This window comes from Streptomyces sp. NPDC048295 (assembly GCF_040652135.1).
Taxonomy (GTDB): Bacteria; Actinomycetota; Actinomycetes; order Streptomycetales; family Streptomycetaceae; genus Streptomyces.
Genome location: NZ_JBEZLL010000004.1, coordinates 101524 through 124211, shown reverse-complemented (window position 1 = coordinate 124211; position 22688 = coordinate 101524). Strand labels below are relative to the sequence as shown.

General features: G+C 67.6%; 20 protein-coding genes. 11 read left to right on the top strand and 9 right to left on the bottom strand.

Going from position 1 to position 22688, the window contains the following annotated elements:
- Window positions 1-114: 114 nt before the first annotated feature.
- The 4 genes from sigM (at window position 115) to trxA (ending at window position 3259) form a co-directional block, all read left to right on the top strand.
- The gene (gene sigM, locus AB0D53_RS07205; protein WP_362441344.1) at window positions 115-819 is read left to right on the top strand and encodes an RNA polymerase sigma factor SigM; all 705 of its coding nucleotides are present in this window, start codon (window positions 115-117) and stop codon (window positions 817-819) included.
- Window positions 816-1787 carry a hypothetical protein gene (locus tag AB0D53_RS07200; RefSeq protein WP_362441341.1) on the top strand — a complete coding sequence of 324 codons (972 nt, stop codon included), beginning with the start codon at window positions 816-818 and terminating at the stop codon, window positions 1785-1787. The genes sigM and AB0D53_RS07200 overlap by 4 nt, the downstream gene beginning before the upstream one ends.
- A gap of 133 nt (window positions 1788-1920) precedes the next feature.
- A complete protein-coding gene (gene trxB, locus AB0D53_RS07195) occupies window positions 1921-2883 on the top strand; it encodes a thioredoxin-disulfide reductase (protein ID WP_072487593.1) in 963 nt (320 codons plus the stop codon).
- Window positions 2884-2929: 46 nt separating this feature from the next.
- Entirely contained in the window at window positions 2930-3259 is a 330-nt protein-coding gene (gene trxA, locus AB0D53_RS07190; protein ID WP_329820071.1) for a thioredoxin, read from the top strand.
- Window positions 3260-3342: 83 nt separating this feature from the next.
- Here the strand turns inward: trxA and AB0D53_RS07185 are convergent, their stop codons facing one another.
- The 9 genes from AB0D53_RS07185 to rpmH all read right to left on the bottom strand — a co-directional run bounded on the left by AB0D53_RS07185 (window position 3343) and on the right by rpmH (window position 10222).
- Window positions 3343-3960 (bottom strand): GNAT family N-acetyltransferase, encoded by a 618-nt coding sequence (locus AB0D53_RS07185; protein WP_362441980.1) that lies wholly within the window; start codon window positions 3958-3960, stop codon window positions 3343-3345.
- 292 nt (window positions 3961-4252) lie between these two features.
- Window positions 4253-5350, bottom strand: coding sequence for a ParB/RepB/Spo0J family partition protein (locus AB0D53_RS07180; protein WP_362441336.1), 1098 nt, complete (start codon window positions 5348-5350; stop codon window positions 4253-4255).
- On the bottom strand, window positions 5347-6423 hold the full coding sequence (locus AB0D53_RS07175; RefSeq protein WP_072487589.1) for a ParA family protein: 1077 nt from the start codon (window positions 6421-6423) through the stop codon (window positions 5347-5349). The genes AB0D53_RS07180 and AB0D53_RS07175 overlap by 4 nt, the downstream gene beginning before the upstream one ends.
- A gap of 301 nt (window positions 6424-6724) precedes the next feature.
- Window positions 6725-7441, bottom strand: coding sequence for a 16S rRNA (guanine(527)-N(7))-methyltransferase RsmG (gene rsmG / locus AB0D53_RS07170; RefSeq protein WP_124719875.1), 717 nt, complete (start codon window positions 7439-7441; stop codon window positions 6725-6727).
- Window positions 7442-7551: 110 nt separating this feature from the next.
- Entirely contained in the window at window positions 7552-8061 is a 510-nt protein-coding gene (locus tag AB0D53_RS07165; RefSeq protein ID WP_362441333.1) for a R3H domain-containing nucleic acid-binding protein, read from the bottom strand.
- Window positions 8062-8075: 14 nt separating this feature from the next.
- Window positions 8076-9335 carry a membrane protein insertase YidC gene (gene yidC, locus AB0D53_RS07160; RefSeq protein WP_362441330.1) on the bottom strand — a complete coding sequence of 420 codons (1260 nt, stop codon included), beginning with the start codon at window positions 9333-9335 and terminating at the stop codon, window positions 8076-8078.
- Window positions 9336-9338: 3 nt separating this feature from the next.
- Window positions 9339-9698, bottom strand: coding sequence for a membrane protein insertion efficiency factor YidD (gene yidD / locus AB0D53_RS07155; RefSeq protein ID WP_329820076.1), 360 nt, complete (start codon window positions 9696-9698; stop codon window positions 9339-9341).
- On the bottom strand, window positions 9695-10066 hold the full coding sequence (gene rnpA, locus AB0D53_RS07150) for a ribonuclease P protein component (protein WP_266416837.1): 372 nt from the start codon (window positions 10064-10066) through the stop codon (window positions 9695-9697). Before rnpA ends, yidD begins: the two co-directional genes overlap by 4 nt.
- An 18-nt stretch (window positions 10067-10084) precedes the next feature.
- The gene (rpmH, locus tag AB0D53_RS07145; protein WP_030930485.1) at window positions 10085-10222 is read right to left on the bottom strand and encodes a 50S ribosomal protein L34; all 138 of its coding nucleotides are present in this window, start codon (window positions 10220-10222) and stop codon (window positions 10085-10087) included.
- Between the two features lie 370 nt (window positions 10223-10592).
- Between rpmH and dnaA the strand changes: the two genes are divergently transcribed.
- The 7 genes from dnaA to gyrA all read left to right on the top strand — a co-directional run bounded on the left by dnaA (window position 10593) and on the right by gyrA (window position 22611).
- Entirely contained in the window at window positions 10593-12395 is a 1803-nt protein-coding gene (gene dnaA / locus AB0D53_RS07140; RefSeq protein ID WP_362441326.1) for a chromosomal replication initiator protein DnaA, read from the top strand.
- A 1080-nt stretch (window positions 12396-13475) separates the two neighbouring features.
- The gene (gene dnaN / locus AB0D53_RS07135) at window positions 13476-14606 is read left to right on the top strand and encodes a DNA polymerase III subunit beta (protein ID WP_329820079.1); all 1131 of its coding nucleotides are present in this window, start codon (window positions 13476-13478) and stop codon (window positions 14604-14606) included.
- A 131-nt stretch (window positions 14607-14737) separates the two neighbouring features.
- Entirely contained in the window at window positions 14738-15616 is an 879-nt protein-coding gene (gene gnd / locus AB0D53_RS07130) for a phosphogluconate dehydrogenase (NAD(+)-dependent, decarboxylating) (RefSeq protein ID WP_329820080.1), read from the top strand.
- 84 nt (window positions 15617-15700) lie between these two features.
- Window positions 15701-16831 (top strand): DNA replication/repair protein RecF, encoded by a 1131-nt coding sequence (recF, locus tag AB0D53_RS07125; protein ID WP_362441322.1) that lies wholly within the window; start codon window positions 15701-15703, stop codon window positions 16829-16831.
- Complete coding sequence (locus AB0D53_RS07120; RefSeq protein WP_362441319.1) at window positions 16828-17400, top strand: DciA family protein; 573 nt, start codon at window positions 16828-16830, stop codon at window positions 17398-17400. Before recF ends, AB0D53_RS07120 begins: the two co-directional genes overlap by 4 nt.
- A 425-nt stretch (window positions 17401-17825) precedes the next feature.
- The gene (gene gyrB, locus AB0D53_RS07115; RefSeq protein WP_362441316.1) at window positions 17826-19931 is read left to right on the top strand and encodes a DNA topoisomerase (ATP-hydrolyzing) subunit B; all 2106 of its coding nucleotides are present in this window, start codon (window positions 17826-17828) and stop codon (window positions 19929-19931) included.
- 46 nt (window positions 19932-19977) lie between these two features.
- A complete protein-coding gene (gene gyrA / locus AB0D53_RS07110; RefSeq protein ID WP_362441313.1) occupies window positions 19978-22611 on the top strand; it encodes a DNA gyrase subunit A in 2634 nt (877 codons plus the stop codon).
- The last annotated feature ends 77 nt before the right edge of the window (window positions 22612-22688 follow it).

Sequence of the window (22688 nt, the reverse complement as noted above, 5' to 3'; positions counted from 1 at the left end):
CGGATGTTCTCGTTCTCTCCTCGTACGTGCACCTTCCGCCCCCTGCCCCGGCCCGCTCGAATCGTGATAGACAGACGCACCTTGACGCAGCGAAAGGGAGGGAGGGGGAGGGAGGTGGCCGCCGAGCCGTCGGAACCACTCAGCGACTCAGACCTCCTCGCTCGCCATGTGGCCGGCGAACCGGACGCCTTCGGTGAGCTCGTACGGCGCCACCGCGACCGGCTGTGGGCCGTGGCGATACGGACCCTGGGCGACCGCGAGGAAGCCGCGGACGCCGTCCAGGACGCGCTTGTCTCCGCCTTCCGGGCCGCCCACACCTTCCGCGGCCAGTCCGCCGTCACCACCTGGCTGCACCGCATCACCGTCAACGCCTGCCTCGACCGGGTCCGCAAGGCGGCCACCCGCAGAACCGCGCCGGTCGACGACACCGAACGGTTCGAGCAGCTCCTCGAACCGCATGAATCCGCCGAGGCACCGGCGGAGCGCCAGGACCTCCACCGTGAACTCCTGGCCGCACTCGCCACTCTTCCCGCCGAGCAACGGGCCGCACTCGTCCTCGTGGACATGCAGGGCTACCCGGTGGCCGAGGCGGCACGCATCCTCGACGTACCGACGGGCACCGTGAAGAGCCGCTGTGCACGGGGCAGGGCCCGGCTGGCCCCTCTGCTCGCCCATCTCCGCAGCGAAGGCGCGAGAACCGACGGGACAGCCACGAAAGGGAACCGGACGCCGCGCGCATCCGTCCCACCGGCATCGGGGCCGAGAGATGCGGGCACAAGCGATCCCGCTGCAGTGAAGGGCGGAGGTGGGCGCACATGACATCAACGGCCGACACGACCCAGCATCCGGATGTCACGGAGATCTCCGACTTGACGGAGGGGCTGCTCCTGCCGTCACGTGCGACAGAGGTCCGTGACCACGTGGACGGCTGCGAACTCTGCGGTGAGGTCCATGCCTCTCTCACGGAGATCCGCGAGCTGCTCGGCGCCGTACCCATGCCACAGCGCATGCCGGACGATGTCGTGGACCGCATCGATGCCGCACTCGCCGCCGAAGCGGCCCTCGGCACCGAGGCACCATATGACTCGGTGCCCGTTTCACGGGACTCGGCGCATGTTTCACGTGAAACAGAACCAACGGCCCCACAGAAGCCGAGCGCGGAGCCCAACCCCTCGGACCGTCCCGCAGGGCGTCCCCGGGCAACCACAGGCCCCGGCCGCCGCACAGCCCGGCGCCGCCGCCGCACGGCCGTGCTCGGAGCCGCTCTCGGCGCAGCCGTGGTCGGCGTGAGTGTCCTCATCCTGCAGAGCGTCCAGCCATCCCAGGAATCCGCGAGCCTCAAGGCGGCGGACAGCAGGGCCGGCTCCGCGGAGGGCGGCAGCGCGGACTTCGCGGAGTCCACGCTCGAAGGCCAGGTGCAATCGCTCCTCACAGGCACCGGTGCAAAGCCGTCGAGGTCAGCAGATGGCATGGAGGCCGGGAAGCAGGCCCCGTCCGTCGATTCGCATTCGACGCCGAAGAACGCCTCGTCCGGGTCACCCCAGACGCCGCTGCGCGCACCCACCGTGCCGGTCCCGCCCTGTGTCGAGCAGGGCACCGGCCGCGACGCCCCGGCCCTCGCCATGGAAGAGGGCACGTACAAGGGCACGGACGCCTTCCTCGTCGTCCTTCCGCACCCGTCCGACGCGACCCGCGTACAGGCGTACGTCGTCGACGCGGCCTGTGTCCGGGAGAGCCCCTCGGACAAGGGCGAGCTCCTGCTGACCCGCACCTACGCGCGCCCCTGAGGACCACGCCGGACGCTGCCCCGGCACGGCGGGAATGCATCCCCCGTAGGATCCGTTGGGTGGGGTGAGAGTCGTTGAACCGACCCCAGTAGGCGTGGACAGTAGGCAGTCTGCAGAGACGAGGAAGAAACCCGTGAGCGACGTCCGTAATGTGATCATCATCGGCTCCGGCCCCGCGGGCTACACGGCCGCCCTTTACACCGCACGCGCCTCACTGAAGCCGCTGGTGTTCGAGGGTGCCGTCACCGCCGGTGGCGCGCTGATGAACACCACCGACGTAGAGAACTTCCCGGGCTTCCAGGACGGGATCATGGGCCCCGAGCTCATGGACAACATGCGGGCCCAGGCCGAACGCTTCGGCGCCGAACTCGTCCCCGACGACGTCATCTCCGTGGACCTCACCGGAGACATCAAGACGGTCACCGACACGGCCGGCACGGTGCACCGCGCCAAGGCCGTCATCGTGACGACCGGCTCCCAGCACCGCAAGCTCGGCCTGCCCAACGAGGACGCTCTCTCCGGACGCGGAGTCTCCTGGTGCGCCACCTGTGACGGCTTCTTCTTCAAGGACCAGGACATCGCCGTGGTCGGCGGTGGCGACACCGCAATGGAAGAGGCGACCTTCCTCTCCCGCTTCGCCAAGTCGGTCACCATCGTCCACCGCCGTGACACGCTGCGCGCCTCCAAGGCGATGCAGGAGCGCGCCTTCGCCGACCCGAAGATCAAGTTCGCCTGGGACAGCGAGGTCGCCGGGGTGCACGGCGACCAGAAGCTGTCCGGTCTGACCCTTCGGAACACCAAGACCGGCGAGACGTCCGAGCTCGCCGTGACCGGTCTGTTCATCGCAGTGGGCCACGACCCGCGCACCGAGCTCTTCAAGGGCCAGCTCGACCTCGACGACGAGGGCTACCTCAAGGTCGACGCTCCCTCGACGCGAACCAACCTGACCGGTGTCTTCGGCGCCGGTGACGTCGTCGACCACACCTACCGACAGGCCATCACCGCTGCCGGCACCGGCTGCTCGGCCGCACTCGACGCCGAGCGCTTCCTTGCCGCGCTCGCCGACGACGAGAAGGCCGCTGCGGCCGCCGTCTGACTCACGACTCTCACCCCACACACCCCAAGAAGTTAAGGAGGTCGCCGTGGCCGGCGTCCTGAAGAACGTGACCGACGACTCCTTCGACGAGGTCGTCCTGAAGAGCGGGAAGCCCGTACTGGTGGACTTCTGGGCTGCCTGGTGCGGCCCGTGCCGTCAGATCGCCCCCTCGCTGGAGGCCATCGCCGCCGAGCACGGCGACCAGATCGAGATCGTCAAGCTCAACATCGACGAGAACCCGGCCACGGCCGCCAAGTACGGCGTCATGTCCATCCCGACCCTGAACGTCTACAAGGGCGGCGAAGTCGCAAAGACCATCGTCGGCGCCAAGCCGAAGGCCGCGATCCTGCGCGACCTCGAAGACTTCCTCGGCTGAGCAGGACCGCAGCTCACTGTTTCACGTGAAACGGGCCCATCCCCGGGGGATGGGCCCGTTTCACGTTTCCATGGGCTCTCGGATCACAGCGGCCTCAGAGCCGGCTCCTTCTGCACTGCCCCCAGCAGCCGGTCCAGTGCCAGTTCGACATCTTCCTTCCAGGACAGCGTCGTACGCAGTTCCAGTCTCAGCCTCGGATGAACGGGATGTGGTCGTACGGTCTTGAAGCCGACCGCCAGAAGATGATCCGCGGGAAGCACACAGGCGGGCTCCTTCCACCGGGCATCACCGAACGCCTCGATCGCCTTGAACCCCCGGCGCAGCAGATCCTTGGCGACCGTCTGCACCATGACCCGGCCCAGCCCCTGCCCCTGGTGACCCGGCACGATCCAGGCCGTCATCAGCTGTACGGCATCAGAAGAGACCGGGCTGGTGGGAAACGCGGTCGAACGCGGCACATAGGCGGGCGGGGCATAGAGAACGAAGCCCACCGGCACATCGTCGACATAGACCACGCGGCCGCACGACCCCCACTCCAGGAGAACGGCCGAGATCCAGGCCTCTTTCTCCAGCCCGGGTGTTCCCGCCTTCACCGCAGCTTCCCCACTGACCGGATCAAGCTCCCAGAAGACACACGAGCGGCAGCGTCTGGGGAGATCAGAAAGGTTGTCCAGTGTGAGCGGTACGAGCCGACGCCCCATGAAGGCTGTTCCTCGCTTCCTTCGCCCGTCGCGTCGCATACGACAGTCAGTGCGCTCCGTTCGAGGAGCAGGCTGCCGGCGACCCCTCCGACAGCCCCAGCCCTACTGTCATCAGTCGGCTGTGGCTCACTGATCGCATGGCCCTCCCTACCGAGTGACTCAAGCCGGATGTGCCATACCAGAACGAATCGTATCCACCGCGGGATGAAGCCGACACCGAGAGGAAGCAAAGGGCGGGCTGTGTTCCGGTAACCACCGGAACACAGCCCGCCCCACAGCCTCATCGGCAGGGTCAGCCGTCGTCCTCAGCGGATTCCTCGGAAGGTTCCCGGTCCAGCACGCGCCCCTCACCCGGAGCCAGGCTGCCGAGAATGCGGTCCAGATCCTCCATCGACGCGAACTCGACGACGATCTTCCCCTTCTTCTGACCGAGGTCGACCTTCACCCTGGTCTCGAAGCGGTCCGAGAGCCGAGTGGCGAGGTCGGACAGCGCAGGCGACACCCGGCCACCGGCCCGGGGCCCCTTGGACTTGGCAGGGCTCTTGGGATCGGAGCCCATGAGGGTCACGATCTCTTCGACCGCGCGCACCGACAGCCCCTCGGCCACAATGCGATGAGCCAGCTTGTCCTGCTCCTCCGAGTCGTCCACGGACAGCAGCGCCCGCGCATGACCGGCGGACAGCACCCCGGCCGCCACCCTTCGCTGCACCGGGGCCGACAGCCTCAGCAGACGCAGCGTGTTCGACACCTGCGGCCGGGAACGCCCGATACGGTCGGCCAGCTGGTCATGCGTGCACTTGAAGTCCTTGAGGAGCTGGTCGTACGCAGCCGCCTCTTCCAGCGGGTTCAGCTGAGCCCGGTGAAGGTTCTCCAGGAGCGCGTCCAGGAGAAGCTTCTCGTCATCCGTGGCACGGACGATAGCCGGAATCCGCTCCAGCTCCACCTTCTGGCAAGCCCTCCAGCGCCGCTCGCCCATGATGAGCTCATAGCGCTCCGGCCCCACCTTCCGCACGACGACAGGCTGGAGAAGACCCACCTCCTTGATGGAGGTCACCAACTCCGCGAGCGCGTCCTCGTCGAACACCTCCCGCGGCTGGCGAGGGTTCGGCGTGATGAAGCCGAGAGGAATCTCGGCAAAATACGCCCCGGCAGGTCCCACCGATTCGGCGGCCGCTCTGGACTCCGCAACCGGCGCGCTCGGCTCCGGCACCACCGGAGTACCCGTGAGGCCGGCCACCTTTGCCGCAGCCACCCCCCGCTCCGCCGTCATCACGGAATCCGCCCCAGCAGAGGTCGATCCCACCCTCGTGGACGTCACCTGCTTCTCCTGCGGAGCGGCGGGGATCAGGGCACCCAGCCCACGCCCCAACCCTCTTCGACGCTCGCTCACTGAATCCCCTCCGAAATGCTCTGCTGGCTGTTCCCGCTGCCCGTCTGGGCATGCTGGGGCTCGTAGTGGACCCCGACACCCCTCAAGGCGATCTCACGCGCCGCTTCAAGGTACGACAGCGAGCCACTCGAACCCGGGTCGTAGGTCAGCACGGTCTGCCCATAACTGGGCGCCTCCGAAATCCGCACCGATCGCGGAATGTTCGTCCGCAGCACCTCCTTGCCGAAGTGGCTGCGCACCTCCTCCGCGACCTGCGAAGCAAGCCTGGTCCTGCCGTCGTACATGGTGAGCAGAATCGTCGACACATGAAGATCGGGATTGAGATGCCCCCGCACCAGATCCACATTGCGCAGTAGCTGCCCCAGCCCTTCCAGCGCGTAGTACTCGCACTGGATAGGAATCAGCACCTCGGCGCCGGCGACCAGGGCATTGACCGTCAGCAGCCCCAGCGAAGGCGGGCAGTCGATGAGGATGTAGTCCAGCGGCTGCTCATACGCCTGGATCGCTCGCTGCAGTCGACTCTCCCGCGCCACCAGCGACACCAGCTCGATCTCCGCACCGGCGAGATCGATGGTGGCGGGAGCGCAGAAGAGACCTTCGACGTCCGGTACGGGCTGGACCACCTCGGAGAGCGGCCTGCTGTCCACGAGGACGTCATAGATGGAGGGGACTTCGGCATGGTGGTCGATCCCCAGAGCCGTAGAGGCGTTCCCCTGCGGGTCGAGGTCGACCACCAGAACCCGTGCGCCATGAAGCGCGAGCGAGGCAGCAAGATTGACTGTCGTGGTCGTCTTGCCCACTCCGCCCTTCTGATTGGCCACCACCATGACGCGCGTCCGGTCAGGGCGGGGCAGACCCTCGCCGGCGCGGCCAAGGGCCTCAACCGCCAGCTGGGCCGCGCGACCGATGGGGGTGTCGTCCATCGGCGGTGGTGTTTCACGTGAAACACCCTCCCCCGCCGATTCGGTTCGGGGACCGGGGACCGGATCGGTCATCGGTCCCGCGATGTTGGCGTCGGACCGCAAGGATTCACTCTCCTCGACTTCAGGCTCGCAATGAACAGAGCCTGCCATGCTTTCGGGGTCGTGAACCAGCGAGGCCCGCTCTTCTGTGGATGAATCCACTTCTGTGGAGAACTCCGTAGCCCTAACGGGCCTGCGATGCCGCGGCGCGGCAGCCGTGCGGCCGCGGCCGATGATGCCGTGCAGCAGAGAGCGACGTTTCACGTGAAACACGATGCCCCTGCAGCCTAGCTACAGGGGCACGACACTCCGCACCGGGATGTACGGCTACATACCGGAAGAACGGCCGGCGGACGGCGCGTACCGCACGCAGCACTCTGCACCGCTGTACGGCCGGACGAATCCGGAGGTGTCAGCGACGGCGCCTCGTACGACTCGTCCTGGCAGCCTTGGCCCTCTTCGCGGCGAACCTCACACCGCCCGGACTCTCACCGACCACCACACGCACCACCGTGGACATCGGATCGACGACTCCCTCCCCGACGTGCAGCACCTCGGTCTCCACCACACCGAGCTTGCCCAGGGCCGCACGCGCCCCGGCGATCTCCTCCTCGGCGGTGTCCCCCTTGAGCGCCAGCATCTCTCCGTACGGGCGCAGCAGCGGAACGCCCCAACCGGCCAGCCGGTCCAACGGGGCCACCGCGCGAGCCGTCACCACATGCACCGGCTGAAGCGAGCCCAGCACCTCCTCGGCCCGGCCACGCACCACCGTCACATGGTCCAGGCCCAGCAGCTCCACGACTTCCTGGAGAAAATTCGTGCGCCGGAGCAGCGGCTCCAGCAGAGTGATCTTGAGATCCGGACGCACCAGTGCCAGCGGGATACCGGGAAGGCCCGCACCCGAACCCACATCGCAGACCGTGACCCCCTCGGGCACGACCTCGGAGAGCACCGCACAGTTCAGGAGGTGCCGCTCCCACAGCCGCGGCACCTCACGCGGGCCGATCAGCCCCCGCTTCACCCCGGCATCCGCCAGCAGCTCCGCGTAGCGGACAGCCTCCGGGAAGAACTCGCCGAAAACCGCCCGCGCCCCTTCGGGCGCCTGGGGAAGCTCTACTTCCTCCGTCACGGGAACCGTCCTTCCGTACCGCACTACCGCGCTGTGGGTGGCTGACTATCAGGCTGACAAAGATCGGCCCCGCCTGTGAACAGACGGGGCCGACAGAACTAAGGGTCCGGTCAGGCCGGGAGGACGACGACGAAGCGCTCCGGCTCCTCGCCCTCGGACTCGCTGCGCAGACCGGCGGCCGCTACCGCGTCGTGCACGACCTTGCGCTCGAACGGCGTCATCGGGGCCAGCTTCACCGGCTCGCCGGTGCTCTTGACCTCGTCCGCGGCCTTGGCGCCCAGCTCGGCGAGCTCCGCCCGCTTCTTGGCCCGGAAGCCCGCGATGTCCAGCATCAGCCGGCTGCGGTCCCCGGTCTCCCGGTGAACAGCGAGCCGCGTCAGCTCCTGGAGCGCCTCCAGCACCTCACCGTCGCGGCCCACAAGCTTCTGCAGATCACGTGCCGAGTCGCTGATGATCGAGACCGCGGCCCGGTCCGCCTCGACATCCATGTCGATGTCGCCGTCGAGGTCGGCGATGTCGAGCAGACCCTCGAGGTAGTCCGCTGCGATCTCGCCCTCCTGCTCAAGGCGGGTCAAGGTGTCGCTGCCCTCAGCGGCCGTGGAGGTGGTGCCTTCCGTCACGGATGGACTCCTTCTTACTTCTTGGACGGGTGCTTGGGCCGCTGCGGACCCTTGCGCTGTCCGGACTTGGCTTGGCGTGAGGAGCCGGACGCGGGCTTGCCCGCCGGCTTGGGCTGTGCGTCCTGCGCGTCCGACTTCTGCAGCGAGGTCTTGGAGCCGGATTCGGTGGAATCGGCGTCCTTGGCCCCTGCCTGCGCGGCACCGGTCTGGCGCTGGGCCTTGGTCTGGCGCTTGGGCTGCTGACGCCGCTGCGCGGCTCCGCCCTCGGCCTCGGCCGCAGCGGTATCGCTCTTGGCCACCGTGCCGTCCTCCTGGGCGGCGAGGCCCAGCTTGGCCAGTCCGGTGACGAACTTCCGCTCGATGTCATTGCGGTCCGGGCCCTTGGCCACGATCCGCTTGACGGTGTTGCGCCGGGTCCTGCCGCGAACCTCGCCATGAGTGGTGACGCTCTTCAGCAGACGTGTCAGGTACTGGTCCTGCGCCTTGCTGCCCGGGGTCGGGTTCTGGTTGATCACGTACATCTGCTGACCCATGGTCCAGACGTTGGTGGTCAGCCAGTAGACGAGCACACCGACGGGGAAGTTGATGCCCATGACGGCGAAGATCACCGGGAAGATGTACATCAGCATCTTCTGCTGCTGCATGTACGGCGTCTTGACCGTCAGGTCGACGTTCTTCGTCATCAGCTGGCGCTGGGTGAAGAACTGCGACGCGGACATCATCACGATCATGACCGCGGTGACGACCCGGACGTCGGTGAGAGAAGCACCGAGCGCCGCGACTTCCTCCGGGCTGTTCATGAATTTGGCGGCGAGCGGAGCACCGAAGATGTGTGCCTGACGGGCGCTGTCGAGCAGCGACTGGTCGATGACACCGATCTTCTTGTTCGAGGCGATGGCCGACAGCACGTGATACAGGGCGAAGAAGAACGGCGACTGCGCCAGGATGGGAAGGCACGAGGAGAGCGGGTTGGTGCCCGTCTCCTTGTACAGCTTCATCATCTCTTCGGACTGACGCTGCTTGTCGCTCTTGTAGCGCTCCTGGATCGCCTTCATCTTCGGCTGGAGCACCTGCATGTTGCGGGTCGACTTGATCTGCTTGACGAAAAGCGGGATCAGGCAGATCCGGATCAGCACCACCAGGGACACGATGGACAGGCCCCAGGCCCAGCCCGTGTCGGCCCCGAAGATCGCCCCGTACAACTTGTGGAACTGGACGATGACCCATGAGACGGGCCAGGTGATAAAGCTGAACAGACTGGCAATCGTGTCCACTAATCAGGCTCCTTGAGCATTGGGCGAAGTCTCTGCGGCCTGGTTCGGGGGTTCGGAGACCGATCCCCGGACAGGCGCATCAGCGGCGGAGTCCCCGCCCTTGCCACCGCGCATGGCATTACGCAGGAGCTCATGCCAACGCGGACGTTTGCGTGGTGGAACGTAATCCACGCCACCGGGTGACCACGGATTGCACCGCAGGATGCGCCAGGCCGTCAGCGCGGTTCCCTTGATCGCTCCGTGCCGGTCGATCGCCGTATATCCATAGTGGGAACACGACGGGTAGTAACGGCAGACAGGCCCGAGAAGTGGGCTGATCGTCCACTGATACAGCTTGATAAGAGCCAGCAGCGGGTACTTCATCGCGCGCCCCCTCCCAGCAGCCGCTGAAGAGCGGCGTCCAGGTCTCGGGCCAGCTGTTCATGGTCGGCGTCGCCCGCACCGGGCAGCGCTCGTACGACAACCAGGCTACCGGGGGGCAGCAGGGCAAGCCGTTCGCGGACCAGATGGCGAAGCTTCCGCTTCACCGCTGTGCGCACAACCGCTCCACCCACGGCTTTGCTGACAACGAAACCCGCACGCGGCGGGGGAGCATTCTCCCCAGTCACGTGCGGGTCCGTTGCACCGCTGCGTAGATGAACGACGAGTAGCGGGCGGCCGGCCCGGCGTCCTCGACGTACTGCGGTCGCGAAGTCCTCGCGCCGCCTCAGCCGATTCTCGGTAGGCAGCACGTCATGACCTGTAAGCGATCAGGCGGACAGGTTGGCGCGACCCTTGCCACGGCGGGACGCGAGAATCGCGCGGCCGGCACGGGTGCGCATACGCAGCCGGAACCCGTGGGTCTTCGCGCGGCGACGGTTGTTCGGCTGGAAGGTGCGCTTGCTCACTAGGGGGCTCCAGAAATGACTCGTGTGTTGGCGGGACATCGCCTGGCTGTCACCGTGCGCCCACGAGAGACTCGCGTAAACGCTCTAGTGCACCGCTTCACAATCACAGATCGTGATCTTTGCCCATCGGAGGCAGGCGGCAGCAGCCATCGACAACTCGACCTGGTCACGGTACGCGCGGCTACGCCATCCGGTCAAACCGGCTCCACAACGCCCCCCGCTGTGCACAGGCTGTGGACAACAACTTGAACCACGCGGGTCGCCCTGACTACCGTGGCTGAATTACCGGCCTTTTCTTCCTGCCTGCCGGTCCCCACCCATCCCGTCCCGAGAACCACACATTCGTGGGACCAGCGAGAGAGCGTGCCCTGTGGCTGACGTACCTGCCGATCTTGCCGCAGTGTGGCCACGAGTGCTGGAGCAACTCCTCGGGGAGGGCCAACAGGGCATCGAGCCGAAGGACAAGCAGTGGATCGAACGCTGCCAGCCGCTCGCCCTGGTCGCCGACACCGCGCTGCTCGCCGTTCCCAATGAGTGGGGCAAGCGCGTCCTGGAGGGCCGGCTCGCGCCGCTCATCAGCGAGGCACTGAGCCGTGAATGCGGCCGGCCGATCCGTATCGCGATCACCGTCGACGACTCCGCGGGCGAGCCTCCGAGCCCGCCCGCGCCTCCGATGCACCAGCCCCAGCAGCAGCACCGCTACCAGGGGCCGCAACACGACGAGCGGCAGCACAACGACGCGTACGACGGCTACGGGCACCGGCCCTCCGACGACGGCATGCCGACCGCCCGGCCGGCCTACCCCGACTACCAGCAGCAGCGCCCCGACCCCGGTGCGTGGCCGCGCACCCAGGAGGACCTCTCCTGGCAGCAGCCCCGGCTCGGCGGGTTCCAGGACCGCGAGGCCCCCGCGGAGCAGTGGCGCGAGCCCTACCCCGGCGGCCGCCCCCACCAGCCGCAGCACGACTACCGCCCGCAGCCGCCCGAGCGCCAGGGCTACGAGCAGCAGCGCCCCGAGCACCTCGACCTGCAGGAGCAACAGCCGCAGCACCGGCAGGGCGGCGCCGGCACCGGACGGCCCGGCGGCGCCTCCGGACCGATGGGCTCGCAGCCCGCTCCCACGCCCGGCCCCGGCGAGCCGGCGGCGCGGCTGAATCCGAAGTACCTCTTCGACACCTTCGTCATCGGCGCCTCCAACCGGTTCGCGCACGCCGCGGCGGTCGCGGTCGCCGAGGCCCCCGCCAAGGCGTACAACCCGCTCTTCATCTACGGGGAGTCCGGGCTCGGCAAGACCCATCTGCTGCACGCCATCGGGCACTACGCCCGCAGCCTCTACCCGGGCACCCGGGTGCGGTACGTGAGCTCCGAGGAGTTCACCAACGAGTTCATCAACTCGATCCGCGACGGCAAGGGCGACACCTTCCGCAAGCGCTACCGCGATGTGGACATCCTGCTCGTCGACGACATCCAGTTCCTCGCGAGCAAGGAGTCGACGCAGGAGGAGTTCTTCCACACCTTCAATACGCTGCACAACGCCAACAAGCAGATCGTGCTCTCCTCCGACCGGCCGCCCAAGCAGCTGGTGACCCTGGAGGACCGGTTGCGGAACCGTTTCGAGTGGGGCCTGACCACCGATGTCCAGCCGCCGGAGCTGGAGACGCGGATCGCGATCCTGCGCAAGAAAGCGGTGCAGGAGCAGCTCAACGCCCCGCCGGAGGTGCTGGAGTTCATCGCCTCCCGTATCTCCCGGAACATCAGGGAGCTGGAGGGGGCGCTGATCCGGGTCACGGCCTTCGCCAGCCTCAACCGTCAGCCGGTGGACCTCGGACTGACCGAGCACGTGCTGAAGGACCTGATCCCGGGCGGCGAGGACTCGGCTCCGGAGATCACGGCGACGGCCATCATGGCCTCGACCGCGGACTACTTCGGCCTCACGGTGGACGATCTCTGCGGAACCTCGCGCAGCCGCGTGCTGGTGACGGCCCGCCAGATCGCCATGTATCTCTGCCGGGAGCTCACCGATCTCTCCCTGCCCAAGATCGGTGCGCAGTTCGGCGGCCGTGACCATACGACGGTGATGCACGCGGACCGGAAGATCCGCGCGCTGATGGCGGAGCGCCGCTCCATCTACAACCAGGTCACCGAGCTCACCAACCGCATCAAGAACGGCTGACGGACCGCCGCCGCACGCGCCCCAGGGGCGCCCGAAGGACCTCACAGGGCTCCTCGGGCGCCCTTTTCCTTGCCTGGAAACCGCCTGGAGACCGCCCAGAGGCTGTCCGGAGACCGCCTGGAAGCAGTCCGGAGACCGTCCAGCTGCCGCCCGGAGGCCGCCTGGGGCCCCTCGTAACCCGCGCGCAGGCACCCGGAGGCCGTCCGAGGCCCCCTCGAAGACCCCTCGAAGACCCCCGCGGAAACCGCCCGAAGCCCGTCCGAGGCCTGCCCTCGCCCCCGCACCCAACACTTCGCCGCAGCCGCGGTGTTCGAATACCTGCCGCCGGCCGTCCGTTCTCCACAGATCTGGGGAGTTTTCCTCCTCCACAGCCTGGGGATCCGGAAGTTGTCCATATTGCTTCCACAGGGGCGACTGCCGATACTCCATCAGGCCAGGTCAAGCGCCTGGGGATTTGTGGTCAACAGTGATCCACAGCCTGTGGACAAAATATTTGTCCACAGGGGGCGGATGATGTTGTCCACCGGCAGCCCACAGCCCGAGCCGTGTTCTCCCCAGCTTCCCGTCGCTTCTCCACACCTCTGTCCACTGTTCGGCAACGCGGGACCGCCTTTCACCGCGCCGAGTGAAAGGCGTCACACCAAGAGGGTCGGTTGGGCTGTGGGGAACCTGGGTAAAGCTGGGGACAGCCCTGGGGAGAAACCCCCCTGTCCTGTGCATCGGGTGTGCAGAACTTTCCGGTGTCCACAGAAGCGCCGGGTTGTCCACCGGTGCCACCCACAGGGTCGGTGGACAAAAAACCGGACTTGACCTGCGGAAACGACGTTATCCACGGTTTCCACAGGCCCTACTACTACTGCCACATAGAGTTAGCCCGGAATCCGCTTCGAAGTGGGGCCTGTGCACAACTCGGCGCCGGAGCTCTCCGAACCTCTTGTCGCGACTTGACCCCGAGCAGCACCGAGTGTCGGTGCCGTACGTCAGACTGGTCCCCGGCGTCCTCCCTGCCTCGTCGGCGGGAGACGCGATCAGACGACGAAGGCCAGCAGGGCGAGCGAGCAACAGCAGGAGGCGGTTCCGGTGAAGATCCGGGTGGAGCGCGATGTACTCGCGGAGGCTGTGGCCTGGGTGGCCCGTAGCCTCCCGGCCCGTCCGCCGGCGCCCGTTCTTGCGGGCCTTCTGCTGAAGGCTGAGGACGGGGCCCTCAGCTTCTCCAGCTTCGACTACGAGGTCTCGGCCCGGGTCTCGGTGGACGCCGAGGTCGAGGAGGACGGCACGGTGCTGGTCTCCGGCCGGCTGCTCGCCGACATCTGCCGCGCCCTCCCCAACCGCCCGGTGGAGATTTCCACAGACGGTGTACGGGCGACCGTGGTCTGCGGCTCCTCGCGGTTCACACTCCACACCCTTCCTGTGGAGGAATACCCGTCGCTTCCCGAGATGCCGACCGCCACGGGCACCGTCCCCGGCGAGGTCTTCGCCTCGGCCGCCGCCCAGGTCGCCATCGCCGCGGGCCGTGACGACACGCTGCCGGTGCTGACCGGTGTGCGGATCGAGATCGAGGGCGACACCGTCACCCTGGCCTCGACCGACCGTTACCGCTTCGCGGTCCGCGAGTTCCTCTGGAAGCCGGAGAACCCGGACGCCTCGGCCGTCGCCCTGGTGCCCGCCAAGACGCTCCTGGACACCGCCAAGGCTCTGACCAGCGGTGACACGGTGACCCTGGCGCTCTCCGGCTCGGGTGCCGGTGAGGGGCTGATCGGTTTCGAGGGCGCGGGCCGGCGCACGACCACGCGACTGCTCGAAGGCGATCTGCCGAAGTACCGCACGCTCTTCCCCACGGAGTTCAACTCGGTCGCGGTCATCGAGACCGCCCCGTTCGTCGAGGCCGTCAAGCGCGTGGCTCTCGTCGCCGAGCGGAACACCCCGGTGCGGCTCAGCTTCGAGCAGGGCGTGCTGATCCTGGAGGCGGGTTCCAGCGACGATGCACAGGCTGTGGAGAGGGTCGACGCGGTGCTGGAGGGCGACGACATCTCGATCGCCTTCAACCCGACCTTCCTGCTGGACGGGCTGAGCGCGATCGACTCCCCGGTCGCCCAGCTCTCCTTCACGACGTCCACCAAGCCCGCGCTGCTCAGCGGCCGCCCGGCTGTGGACGCCGAGGCGGACGACGCCTACAAGTACCTGATCATGCCGGTCCGCCTCTCCGGCTGACCCGGTCATCGGTCCTGTCACGACGGATTCCGACGGGCACGCTCGACGCCGAGCATGCCCGTCGGTCCGTCCCCGGCCGGGCGTAGGCTCGTCCTTGGGTACGAATCGGCACAACGCTTAAGGAATCTCTGATGGAGCTCGGTCTCGTCGGCCTCGGCAAGATGGGCGGCAACATGCGCGAGCGCATCCGCCGCGCAGGCCACACCGTCATCGGTTACGACCGCAACCCGGACGTCTCCGATGTCCACAGCCTCGAAGAGCTTGTGGGCAAGCTGAAGGGTCCCCGGGTCGTCTGGGTGATGGTTCCGGCCGGAGCGCCGACCCAGGCCACCATCGACGAGCTCGCCGGTCTCCTCTCGCCCGGCGACATCGTCGTGGACGGCGGGAACTCCCGCTGGACCGACGACGAGAAGCACGCCGTCGAGCTGGGCATCAAGGGCATCGGTTTCGTGGACTGCGGTGTCTCCGGCGGTGTCTGGGGCCTGGAGAACGGCTACGCGCTGATGTACGGCGGCGACGCCGAGAACGTGGCGAAGGTCCAGCCGGTCTTCGACGCGCTGAAGCCCGAGGGCGACTTCGGCTCCGTGCACGCGGGCAAGGTCGGCGCCGGCCACTTCGCGAAGATGGTCCACAACGGCATCGAGTACGCCATGATGCAGGCCTACGCCGAGGGCTGGGAGCTCCTGGAGAAGGTCGACTCCGTCACTGATGTGCGCGAGGTCTTCCGCTCCTGGCAGGAAGGCACGGTCATCCGTTCCTGGCTGCTCGACCTGGCGGTCAACGCGCTGGACGACGACGAGCACCTCGACAAGCTCCGGGGCTACGCCGCCGACTCCGGCGAGGGCCGGTGGACGGTGGAGGCCGCGATCGACAACGCGGTGCCGCTGCCCGCGATCACCGCGTCGCTCTTCGCGCGTTTCGCCTCGCGCCAGGACGACTCCCCGCAGATGAAGATGATCGCCGCGCTGCGCAACCAGTTCGGTGGCCACGCGGTCGAGAACAAGAAGTAACCGCAACGGGAAGCGGGCCGGCCCCAGCCGACCGGCCCGCTCCACGAAGCACGGAGCAGGAAGCCGGGAAGGTCGGCGTACACCATGCATGTCACGCATCTCTCGCTGGCCGACTTCCGCTCGTACGCCCGGGTCGAGGTGCCTCTCGAACCGGGCGTCACCGCGTTCGTGGGGGCCAACGGCCAGGGCAAGACGAATCTGGTCGAGGCGGTCGGCTATCTCGCGACGCTCGGCAGCCACCGGGTCTCCTCCGATGCGCCGCTGGTGCGGATGGGAGCCGACCGGGCTGTCATCCGTGGCGCCGTGACGCAGGGAGAGCGTTCGCAGCTGATCGAGCTCGAACTCAACCCGGGCAAGGCCAACCGGGCGCGTATCAATAGATCGTCGCAGGTCAGGCCGCGTGACGTGCTGGGGATAGTGCGTACGGTGCTGTTCGCGCCGGAGGATCTGGCGCTGGTCAAGGGAGACCCCGGGGAGCGTCGGCGCTTTCTCGACGAGTTGGTCACGGCTCGTTCGCCGCGGATGGCGGGGGTGCGCTCGGACTACGAGCGGGTGCTGAAGCAGCGCAACACGCTGCTGAAGTCGGCGGCGATGGCGCGCCGGCACGGCGGCAGGTCGATGGACCTGTCCACGCTCGACGTGTGGGACCAGCATCTGGGCCGGGTGGGCGCGGAGCTGCTGGCGCAGCGGCTGGATCTGCTCGCGACCCTGCAGCCGCTGGCGGAGAAGGCGTACGCGGACGTCGCGCCGGGCGGCGGCCCGGTGGCGCTGGAGTACCGCAGCTCGGTCGGGGCCGGTGTGGAGTCGGCCGGTACCCGCGAGGAGCTGTACGAGCTGCTGATCGCCGCCCTGGCGGAGGTCCGCAAGCAGGAGATCGAGCGGGGTGTGACCCTGGTCGGTCCGCACCGCGACGATGTGCTGCTGGGGCTGCGCGGGATGCCGGCCAAGGGGTACGCGAGCCATGGCGAGTCCTGGTCGTACGCGTTGGCGCTGCGGCTTGCTTCGTACGATCTGCTGCGCAGCGAGGGCAACGAGCCGGTGCTGGTGCTGGACGACGTCTTCGCGGAGCTGGACGCGCGGCGCCGCGAGCGGCTGGCGGAGCTGGTGGCCCCGGCCGAGCAGGTGCTGGTGACGGCTGCCGTGGACGACGATGTTCCCGGTGTGCTGGCGGGGACGCGGTACGCGGTGTCCGCGGGTGAGGTGGAGCGGCTGTGAGCGGCCGCGGCCAGGGGCCCGGAGAGCCGTCGCGGGAACGTTCCGGCGCGGCGAGGGCTCCGGAGCCCTCGGGTGTCGATCTGGCGCGGGTGGCGTTGCGCGCGGCCAAGGAGCAGGCGCGGGCGCGTGGTGCCGCCGCGCAGCAGAAGAAGCAGGCCAGGCGGGGTGGCGGGCTGCGCTCCGGTGCGCGTGCCGATGGGCGCGATCCCCTGCCGCTGGGCTCTGCGATCAACCGTCTGATCACCGAGCGCGGCTGGGAGACGCCTGCGGCGGTGGGCGGGGTGATGGGGCGCTGGCCGCAGATCGTCGGTGAAGATCTGGCCAATCATTGTGTGCCGCTGCGGTACGACGAGGACCCGGACGAGCGGGTGCTGACGGTGCAGTGCGACTCGACGGCGTGGGCGACGCAGCTGCGGTTGCTGGCGCCTCAGCTGGTGGCCCGGCTGAACGCGGATCTGGGGCAGGGCACGGTCCGGTTCATCAAGGTGCTGGGGCCCGGTGGCCCGCAGCGCAGGTTCGGTCCGCTGCGGGCGCCGGGGAGCACGGGTCCGGGCGACACCTACGGCTGAGCTGGGCTTTTCCGTGATCTCGGGCTGCTGCACAGCCCTTTCCGGTCCGCTCCAACGCCCTCCTCCGGGCCGTTCCCGGGCTGTCCGCGGGCCGTTTCCGGGCCCTGTGGGGGCAGTGTCCGTCGGGTCCGTGTCGTACAGGTATGCGGTAGTTGAAACCACGGGCTGGGAATGGGGCGTCCCTCACGGTAGCTGGAGGTTGACAGGCCGAAGCGCTCAAGGCCCGCGTGAGCCTCCTGAGGGCCCTTCCTGAATATGGGGAGTCGTCAGCCGCTCATTCAGGGCGGCACATGCGTACTCAGGTACCGGCAAACCCCCATTCATGTCAGCGCTACCGGTAGACTGGGGGCAATCCCGCGTCCTTGCGGGATTCGTCGATACAAGCCGAACGACGCAGCCGCTCCCGTTTGCCCGGAGAACGGCCTGTGCTGTGCCAGAAAGGGCGCTTCGTGGCCGATTCCGGCAACCCCAACGAGAACATTCCGTCCACACCCGGTGAGAGCGCCGAGGCTGTCGCCGCGGGCGAGTCCGCCGGCAGCGGCGAGGTCACGGCCTCGTACGACGCCAGCGCGATCACCGTCCTCGAGGGTCTGGACGCGGTCCGCAAGCGACCTGGCATGTACATCGGTTCGACCGGTGAGCGCGGCCTCCACCACCTCGTGCAAGAGGTTGTCGACAACTCGGTCGACGAGGCCATGGCCGGACATGCGGACACCATCGACGTCACGATCCTCGCCGACGGCGGGGTGCGCGTGGTCGACAACGGCCGCGGTATCCCGGTCGGCATCGTGCCGTCCGAAGGCAAGCCGGCCGTCGAGGTCGTGCTCACCGTCCTGCACGCGGGCGGAAAGTTCGGCGGCGGCGGTTACGCCGTCTCCGGTGGTCTGCACGGCGTCGGTGTATCCGTCGTGAACGCCCTGTCCTCGCGGGTCGCCGTCGAGGTCAAGGCGGACGGCTACCGCTGGACCCAGGACTACAAGTTCGGCGTCCCGACGGCCCCGCTGGCCCGTAACGAGGCCACCGACGAGTCGGGCACATCCGTCACCTTCTGGGCCGACGGGGGCATCTTCGAGACCACCGAGTACTCCTTCGAGACCCTGTCGCGCCGCTTCCAGGAGATGGCGTTCCTCAACAAGGGCCTCACGATCAAGCTCACCGACGAGCGCGAGTCGGCGAAGGCGACGCTGGGCGCGGAGGTCGCCGAGGTGGCCGAGGTCGCCGAGGCCGAGCAGGTGCGCACGGTCACGTACCACTACGAGGGCGGCATCGTCGACTTCGTGAAGTACCTCAACTCCCGCAAGGGCGATGTCATCCACCAGTCGGTGATCGACATCGAGGCCGAGGACAAGGAGCGTCTCCTCTCGGCCGAGATCGCGATGCAGTGGAACACGCAGTACAGCGAGGGCGTCTACTCCTTCGCGAACACGATCCACACGCATGAGGGCGGTACCCACGAGGAGGGCTTCCGCGCCGCGCTGACCACGCTGGTCAACAAGTACGCGCGCGAGAAGAAGCTGCTGCGCGAGAAGGACGACAACCTCACGGGCGACGACATCCGCGAGGGTCTGACGGCGATCATCTCGGTGAAGCTGGGCGAGCCGCAGTTCGAGGGTCAGACGAAGACCAAGCTGGGCAACACGGAGGCGAAGACCTTCGTCCAGAAGGTCGTCCACGAGCAGCTCACGGACTGGTTCGACCGCAATCCGAACGAGGCGGCCGACATCATCCGCAAGGGCATCGCGGCGGCCACGGCCCGGGTCGCGGCCCGCAAGGCGCGTGACCTGACCCGTCGCAAGGGGCTCCTGGAGAGCGCCTCGCTGCCGGGCAAGCTGAGCGACTGCCAGTCCAACGACCCGACGAAGTGCGAGATCTTCATCGTCGAGGGTGACTCCGCCGGTGGTTCGGCGAAGTCCGGCCGCAATCCGATGTACCAGGCGATCCTGCCGATCCGGGGCAAGATCCTGAACGTCGAGAAGGCCCGGGTCGACAAGATCCTGCAGAACACCGAGGTCCAGGCGCTGATCTCGGCCTTCGGTACCGGGGTCCACGAGGACTTCGACATCGAGAAGCTGCGCTATCACAAGATCATCCTGATGGCGGACGCCGATGTCGACGGTCAGCACATCAACACCCTGCTGCTGACGTTCCTCTTCCGTTTCATGCGTCCGCTGGTCGAGGCCGGGCACGTCTACCTCTCCCGTCCGCCGCTCTACAAGATCAAGTGGGGCCGGGACGACTTCGAGTACGCGTACTCGGACCGCGAGCGCGACGCCCTGGTCGAGCTGGGCAAGCAGAACGGCAAGCGGATCAGGGAAGACTCGATCCAGCGCTTCAAGGGTCTCGGCGAGATGAACGCCGAGGAGCTGCGCGTCACCACGATGGACATCGACCACCGGGTCCTCGGCCAGGTCACGCTGGACGACGCGGCGCAGGCCGACGACCTCTTCTCGGTGCTGATGGGCGAGGACGTCGAGGCGCGGCGCTCGTTCATCCAGCGCAACGCCAAGGACGTCCGCTTCCTCGACATCTGAGTCGGCCGTACCAGCAAGCCGCCGCTCGAAAGGACTTTGACCAGCAATGGCCGACGAGAACAACCCTGTGACACCTGAAGAGGAGCCGGCCGCCGCCGGTGTGGGCATGCGTGTCGAGCCCGTGGGGCTCGAGACGGAGATGCAGCGCTCCTACCTCGACTACGCGATGTCCGTCATCGTCTCGCGTGCGCTGCCGGACGTACGGGACGGTCTCAAGCCCGTGCACCGCCGGGTGCTGTACGCGATGTACGACGGCGGCTACCGGCCCGAGAAGGGCTTCTACAAGTGCGCCCGTGTCGTCGGTGACGTCATGGGTACGTACCACCCGCACGGTGACTCGTCGATCTACGACGCACTGGTGCGTCTGGCGCAGCCGTGGTCGATGCGCATGCCGCTGGTGGACTCCAACGGCAACTTCGGTTCTCCGGGCAACGACCCGGCCGCGGCGATGCGGTACACCGAGTGCAAGATGATGCCGCTGTCCATGGAGATGGTCCGGGACATCGACGAGGAGACCGTCGACTTCCAGGACAACTACGACGGCCGCAACCAGGAGCCGACGGTTCTGCCGGCGCGCTTCCCGAACCTGCTGGTCAACGGTTCGGCGGGCATCGCGGTCGGTATGGCGACCAACATCCCGCCGCACAACCTGCGTGAGGTCGCGGCCGGTGCGCAGTGGTACCTGGAGCACCCGGAGGCCTCGCAGGAGGAGCTCCTGGAGGCACTGATCGAGCGGATCAAGGGCCCGGACTTCCCGACCGGCGCGCTGGTCGTGGGCCGCAAGGGCATCGAGGAGGCGTACCGCACCGGCCGCGGCTCGATCACGATGCGCGCGGTCGTCGCGGTCGAGGAGATCCAGAACCGGCAGTGCCTGGTCGTCACGGAGCTTCCGTACCAGACCAACCCCGACAACCTCGCGCAGAAGATCGCCGACCTGGTGAAGGACGGCAAGATCGGCGGGATCGCCGACGTCCGTGACGAGACCTCGTCGCGCACCGGTCAGCGTCTGGTCGTCGTGCTCAAGCGGGACGCGGTCGCCAAGGTCGTTCTGAACAACCTGTACAAGCACACCGATCTGCAGACCAACTTCGGCGCCAACATGCTGGCGCTGGTCGACGGTGTGCCGCGCACCCTCTCGATCGACGCGTTCATCCGGCACTGGGTGACGCACCAGATCGAGGTCATCGTCCGGCGTACGAAGTTCCGGCTGCGCAAGGCGGAGGAGCGGGCGCACATCCTGCGCGGTCTGCTCAAGGCGCTGGACGCGATCGACGAGGTCATCGCGCTCATCCGGCGCAGCCAGACGGTCGAGGTGGCGCGCGAGGGCCTGATGGGCCTCCTTGAGATCGACGAGATCCAGGCCAACGCGATTCTGGAGATGCAGCTGCGCCGGCTGGCCGCGCTGGAGCACCAGAAGATCACGGCCGAGCACGACGAGCTCCAGGCGAAGATCAACGAGTACAACGCGATCCTGGCGTCGCCGGAGCGGCAGCGGAAGATCGTCAGCGAGGAACTGGCGGCGATCGTCGAGAAGTTCGGCGATGACCGGCGTTCCAAGCTGGTGCCCTTCGACGGTGACATGTCCATCGAGGACCTGATCGCCGAGGAGGACATCGTCGTCACGATCTCGCGCGGCGGCTATGTGAAGCGCACGAAGACGGACGACTACCGCTCGCAGAAGCGCGGCGGCAAGGGCGTGCGCGGTACGAAGCTCAAGGAAGACGACATCGTCGACCACTTCTTCGTGTCGACGACGCACCACTGGCTGCTGTTCTTCACGAACAAGGGCCGGGTGTACCGGGCCAAGGCGTACGAGCTCCCGGACGCCGGCCGTGACGCCCGTGGTCAGCACGTCGCCAACCTGCTGGCCTTCCAGCCGGACGAGCGGATCGCCCAGATCCTGGCGATCCGCGACTACGAGGCCGCGCCCTATCTGATCCTGGCCACGAAGGGCGGTCTGGTGAAGAAGACCGCGCTGAAGGACTACGACTCGCCGCGATCCGGTGGTGTCATCGCGATCAACCTGCGCGAGACGGCGGACGGCGCCGACGGCACCGCCGACGAGCTGATCGGTGCGGAGCTGGTCTCGGCCGAGGACGATCTGCTGCTCATCAGTAAGAAGGCCCAGTCGATCAGGTTCACCGCGACGGACGATGCGCTGCGCCCGATGGGCCGTGCCACCTCGGGCGTGAAGGGCATGAGCTTCCGCGAGGGCGACGAACTGCTCTCGATGAATGTTGTCCGGCCGGGTACGTTCGTGTTCACTGCCACCGACGGCGGGTACGCGAAGCGGACTCCCGTCGACGAGTACCGGGTTCAGGGCCGTGGCGGTCTGGGCATCAAGGCTGCCAAGATCGTCGAGGACAGGGGCTCGCTGGTCGGTGCGCTGGTGGTCGAGGAGACGGACGAGATCCTCGCCATCACGCTCGGCGGTGGTGTGATTCGTACGCGAGTCAATGAAGTCAGGGAGACGGGCCGTGACACCATGGGCGTCCAACTGATCAATCTGGGCAAGCGCGATGCCGTCGTCGGTATTGCCCGTAACGCCGAAGCCGGTCGTGAGGCCGAAGAGGTCGAGGGGTCCGAGGACTCCGAGGCCGCGACGGCGGAGGGTGCCGAGAGCACGGTCGAGGGCAATGCCGAAGGCACGTCGCCTTCGGCCGGGGAGCACGAGGAGTAGAGCGTGAGTGGAGCCACGGGCGCCGGTTCGGCCGCTTCCGGAGCAGGAGCGAACGGTGCCCGTGGCCCCGCCACGGA